The organism is Bartonella sp. MU70NMGDW (assembly GCF_042194085.1).
In the GTDB taxonomy this organism is placed as follows: domain Bacteria; phylum Pseudomonadota; class Alphaproteobacteria; order Rhizobiales; family Rhizobiaceae; genus Bartonella; species Bartonella grahamii.
Map to the genome: position 1 here is coordinate 1 of NZ_JBHIMK010000088.1, position 4,859 is coordinate 4,859.

The 4,859-nt window shown below is 35.5% G+C and carries 5 protein-coding genes, 1 tRNA gene and 1 pseudogene; 6 read left to right on the forward strand and 1 reads right to left on the reverse strand.

The window, feature by feature from the left end; genetic code table 11:
* Positions 1 to 34: 34 nt before the first annotated feature.
* The 3 genes from ACFIKE_RS07655 to ACFIKE_RS07665 all read left to right on the forward strand — a co-directional run bounded on the left by ACFIKE_RS07655 (position 35) and on the right by ACFIKE_RS07665 (position 878).
* A complete protein-coding gene (locus tag ACFIKE_RS07655) occupies positions 35 to 241 on the forward strand; it encodes a hypothetical protein (RefSeq protein WP_375626866.1) in 207 nt (68 codons plus the stop codon).
* Between the two features lie 179 nt (positions 242 to 420).
* Positions 421 to 606 carry a hypothetical protein gene (locus ACFIKE_RS07660; protein ID WP_375626868.1) on the forward strand — a complete coding sequence of 62 codons (186 nt, stop codon included), beginning with the start codon at positions 421 to 423 and terminating at the stop codon, positions 604 to 606.
* 182 nt (positions 607 to 788) lie between these two features.
* A complete protein-coding gene (locus ACFIKE_RS07665; RefSeq protein WP_375626877.1) occupies positions 789 to 878 on the forward strand; it encodes a type II toxin-antitoxin system YafQ family toxin in 90 nt (29 codons plus the stop codon).
* A gap of 143 nt (positions 879 to 1,021) precedes the next feature.
* Here ACFIKE_RS07665 and ACFIKE_RS07670 read toward each other — a convergent pair.
* Positions 1,022 to 1,097: transfer RNA gene (locus ACFIKE_RS07670), tRNA-Phe, on the reverse strand.
* Between the two features lie 398 nt (positions 1,098 to 1,495).
* Between ACFIKE_RS07670 and ACFIKE_RS07675 the strand changes: the two genes are divergently transcribed.
* From ACFIKE_RS07675 to ACFIKE_RS07685, 3 genes and pseudogenes are all read left to right on the forward strand, one after another.
* Positions 1,496 to 2,659 (forward strand): phosphoserine transaminase, encoded by a 1,164-nt coding sequence (locus tag ACFIKE_RS07675; RefSeq protein WP_375649040.1) that lies wholly within the window; start codon positions 1,496 to 1,498, stop codon positions 2,657 to 2,659.
* A 401-nt stretch (positions 2,660 to 3,060) separates the two neighbouring features.
* Positions 3,061 to 4,350 (forward strand): adenylosuccinate synthase, encoded by a 1,290-nt coding sequence (locus ACFIKE_RS07680; protein ID WP_375649042.1) that lies wholly within the window; start codon positions 3,061 to 3,063, stop codon positions 4,348 to 4,350.
* Positions 4,351 to 4,591: 241 nt separating this feature from the next.
* A pseudogene (locus tag ACFIKE_RS07685) lies at positions 4,592 to 4,859 on the forward strand (hypothetical protein); the annotation flags it as partial.

Sequence of the window (4,859 nt, forward strand, 5' to 3'; positions counted from 1 at the left end):
ATTTTGAAGCATAACAAGCAGGGAGCCCATTTATGTGGTTGGAAAGATGGTCAAGAAACGAAGCAGCAAAGATAAAGGTCTTACAGAAAAAGAACAACAGCTCCTTCACGAGATGATAGAGACCTACCAAGGTTTAAAGATGATGTCACGTATCATGAAATTGATTGTCTTTATGTTCGTAATAGATTTTTCCCGTTTTGTGGATGCCGTAGATAATAGCTTTTCACACCTCAAAAAGTGACTAACAAAAAGTTGAAAAACTTTTTGTTTAAGAAAAGAAATTAATATTAATGATAATTTACACTATGTTTAACTAAGTTAAATAATGTATAATCATTAATATTCTTAAAGAGGAAATATTATGAGTGAAAAAAGTGACTTATAGCAGCTAAAGTAGATATAAATCTAAAAAGCGCATTTATGGCTATAGCTGAAATAAAACACTGTTCAGCATCTCAAATTTTACGTGATCTTATTCGTGTGTACGTTGAAAATAATAAGATACCCAATAAAGAAACGCTTGAAACTTTTCATAAAAATGATAGCAATGAAGATGTTTTTTATGCTGAAAATATTGCTGATTTGATTAAGCAATTGGATATTTGATTATGCGTTCAGTGAGTTATTCAGGAAAGTTTAAAAAGGATGTAAAATGAGCAAAAAAACGTGGAAAAGATATGCGAAAGTTCACAGAAGTTATGCAACTTCTAGTTAATAAGAAGCAATTGCTATCTATTTTAAATGATCATGCATTACAAGGAAATTAAAAGCCTCGTCGATATCTTCATATAGAATCCGATTGGTTGTTAATTTATATAGTTGACGAAGAGCACATCCATTTTGATAGGACAGGTACGCATTCAGATTTATTTAAGTAAAAAGTTGATTATGCCCTTTAAAAAACCTGATTCGCAATAATTGAGAGCCATGTCACAAAATCCTATTCCCTAACCTTTATTTACGAATCCATCATGTTAAAAATATAATAAAAACAAGATATTAAATAAGGAAAAACAAAAAGTGGTGCCCAGACGCGGATTCGAACCACGGACACGCGGATTTTCAGTCCGCTGCTCTACCAACTGAGCTATCTGGGCATGCTTCATAAAAAATATAAAGCGTTTGCGGTTATAACATTAAAATTTTCTCTGTCCAGTCATCAAAAGAAAAATAATTGATTTTTTAATAAGTTTATCTCCCTATTCTAGAGAGTTATCAATGAATCTTTATCATAAAATAAATTTGATAGGCATATTGGACGCGTTAGTGTATTGTTAGTAGAATGCTGTCTTATCGTGGTGATGATACAAAAAAATAAAAGAATCAATCGAGAAGCATGATTAAGAAAGATTTTTTTATAAAGTTTCCGTGAATTTTAAGCATACGAAATAATAGAAAATATTTTTGACTTTTTTCTAAAAAGATTATTGATTAGTCTTTATAATAATTTGTTTTTCTTTATAAAGAAAGAAAAACATCTAAAAGGGGAGAAATAATGATAATGTTACAAAAACCAAGCAGTCGTCCCAATAATACTAATTTTTCTTCAGGTCCTTGTAGCAAACGGCCTGGTTGGACTCTTGATGTTCTTAAAAATGCATTAGTTGGGCGTTCGCATAGATCTAGAGAAGCAGAATTAAAACTTGCTGAAGTTATTAATTTAACCCGTGAGATTCTTGAGGTTCCTTCTGATCATCGTATAGGAATTATGCCAGGTTCAGATACCGGTGCTGTTGAGGCTGCTCTATGGTCTCTATTAGGTGAGCGTGGCATTGATATGGCGGCGTGGGAAAGTTTTGGATTTGGGTGGAATAAAGATGTTGTCGAGCAATTAAAGCTTTCTGATGTACGTCGTTTTGAAGCTCCTTATGGTGAAATACCAGATTTAACAAAACTTGACTTTGATCGTGATGTTGTTTTTACATGGAATGGGACAACTTCTGGTGTGCGTATTCCTAATGCAGATTTCATTCCCCATAAGCGGGCTGGATTGACCATTTGTGATGCAACATCTGCAGCTTTTGCGCAATATCTTGATTTTTCAAAATTAGATGTTGTTACTTTTTCATGGCAGAAAGTTTTGGGAGGTGAGGCTGCGCATGGTATGGTGATTTTAAGTCCTCGTGCTGTTGAGAGGCTTGAGAATCATGTTCCAGCTTGGCCTATGCCTCAACTTTTCTATATGACAAAAAATGGAAAATTGAACGAAGATATTTTTAAAGGAAAGATAATCAATACACCTTCTATGCTTTGTGTTGAGGATTTTCTTGATGGGTTGAAGTGGGCAAAATCTCTAGGAGGTTCAGCGGCATTAAGAGCACGGGTGGAGAAAAACTTTTCTGTACTTGATGCTTTTGTTCGCAAAACACCATGGTTAGAATATTTGGCAAAAGATCCTGAAGTGCGTTCTAACACCGCTATTTGTTTAGATATTGTGGATCCAGTGATTACTGCTTTGGATACGGAAAAGCGAGTATCTTTCATAAAAGCGGTTGTGAAACGTCTTGATGAGGAAGGGGTTGCTTATGATATTGGTTCATATCGCGATGCTCCTCCGGGGCTTCGAATTTGGGCGGGTATAACAATTGAGGCTTCTGATCTTGAAATTTTAACACAATGGCTTGAGTGGGCGTTCCAAGTTGAAAAAGCACAGCTTTAAATAATTACTGGTGATTTTCACAACGTGTTTTTAAACAGAAAAAGAATACGAGAGATCATGATAATCTTTCGTATTCTTGTATCAGACAAACAGCCTCTAAATATTACATGAATTGTAAAAGATTAAGAGGAGGAATGAATGCTCTGTCAGGTGTTGGATACGCACAAATTAAAATCTCTAATTTTTTACTTTATTGTAGCAAAAATGACAATTGTAGCAAAAATGACAGATTTAAAATATTTTGGTATTTGCTTATCTTTATTATCATAAATTTGAAAATTTAATCACTTGAAGATTGAGAAAAATCTGAAATGAGGAGTCGCACTTGCTCTAAGGTTTCGTTATAAAGAAGTATTTGTTTTTGAATGCTGGTTTTTTGACCAAACACGACGGAGAAAGTTATGGCCAATGTAGTTGTTGTCGGTACACAATGGGGTGATGAAGGCAAAGGTAAAATTGTAGATTGGTTGTCTGAGAGAGCAGATATCGTGGTGAGATATCAGGGGGGGCATAATGCTGGCCACACATTGGTTATTGATGGAGTTAGTTATAAATTATCACTTTTACCGTCTGGTTTAGTGCGTGGCAAATTATCAATTATTGGGAATGGTGTTGTAGTTGATCCCCATCATTTTGTAGCAGAGTTGAAAAAGCTACGTGATCAGGGCGTGGAAATTACACCGGAAATTTTACGTATTGCTGAAAATGCTCCTTTGATTCTTTCTTTACATCGTGATCTTGATGCAATTCGAGAAAGCGGTTTATCTGGTTTAAAGATTGGTACAACAAAGCGTGGTATTGGACCGGCTTATGAAGATAAGGTGGGACGTCGTGCTATCCGAGTGATGGATTTAGCAGAAAAAGATACACTTATGGCTAAGATTGAGCGGCTTTTGAGGCATCATAATGCTTTACGTCGTGGGATGGGGGGGGAAGAGATTGATTCTCAAGCGCTTTATGATGAATTGATGCAAGTTGCGGATAAAGTTTTGCCCTTTATGGATTGTACGTGGCGTCTTTTAGATGAAGGTTATAGAGGAGGGAAACACATTCTTTTTGAAGGTGCGCAAGGTGCTTTACTCGATAATGATTTTGGAACTTATCCTTACGTAACATCATCGAATACAGTTTCTGGGCAGGCATGTACAGGTTCAGGGATGGGACCTAGTGCAATTCATTATGTTTTGGGTATTGCAAAAGCGTATACCACACGTGTTGGAGAAGGGCCTTTTCCTACAGAGCAGATAAATGATATTGGTGAATTTCTGGGAGTGCGTGGGCATGAATTTGGTGTTGTAACGGGTCGAAAGCGTCGATGTGGTTGGTTTGATGCTGTCTTAGTCCGTCAGATGGTAGTAGTTTGCGGTGTTCAAGGTATAGCATTGACAAAACTTGATGTTTTGGATGGTTTGGATGAAATAAAAGTTTGTATTGGTTACGAGCTTGATGGTAGAAGGATTGATTATTTACCTTCTTCCATGGGAGCCCAAGCCCGTGTGAAGCCTGTTTATGAAACATTAGAAGGTTGGAAGGAAAAAACAGCCCATGCATTGAGGTGGGAAGATTTACCAATGCAGGCTGTTAAATATATACGCTATATTGAAGAACTGATTAACACAAAAGTGGCTTTATTATCTACGAGTCCAGAACGTGAAGATACTATTCTTATTACAGATCCTTTTGCAAATTGATTATTATTTTTAGGTTTCCATATAGATCTTTTGTTCACTTCTATATCTTTTAACAAAAAGAGTTTTTAAGAGTGCGTGAAAGAAAGGTGTAAAATGACATTGTTTATTTTTCATATTCATTTTACACTATGACAATAGTTGTACCAATATAAATGACAATAAACTTATGAGCCTAAAATAAAGCTGTTTTAGCCTGAGTGCTAGGCTTTCTTTGCTTAGTTTAAGAGAGATTATAGAGGAAATGGTAGATTTCGTTGGAATCTTAAAAAAGGCAATTAATGCACAAAATAATGTTACACCACAAGTGCGTAAGCGGATTTATAAACGGGCTATCGAAACACTAGAATATCAATTTGTAACAGCAAAAATACCACAAGCAATAGCAGATGAACAAAGAAAGATTCTTCATAGTGCTATTGCAACTGTTGAAGAAGAATATTTAGCAGTTGAAAAGAAGTTGCTTTCTTCAGTTATTGGGTGGAATCCCACAAATATAAATGAAGATAAGA

Bases quoted from the DNA above. Each gene is read 5' to 3' on its own strand.
- ACFIKE_RS07660 (WP_375626868.1), top strand. From the start codon at position 421: ATGGCTATAGCTGAAATAAAACACTGTTCAGCATCTCAAATTTTACGT.
- ACFIKE_RS07675 (WP_375649040.1), top strand. From the start codon at position 1,496: ATGATAATGTTACAAAAACCAAGCAGTCGTCCCAATAATACTAATTTT.
- ACFIKE_RS07680 (WP_375649042.1), top strand. From the start codon at position 3,061: ATGGCCAATGTAGTTGTTGTCGGTACACAATGGGGTGATGAAGGCAAA.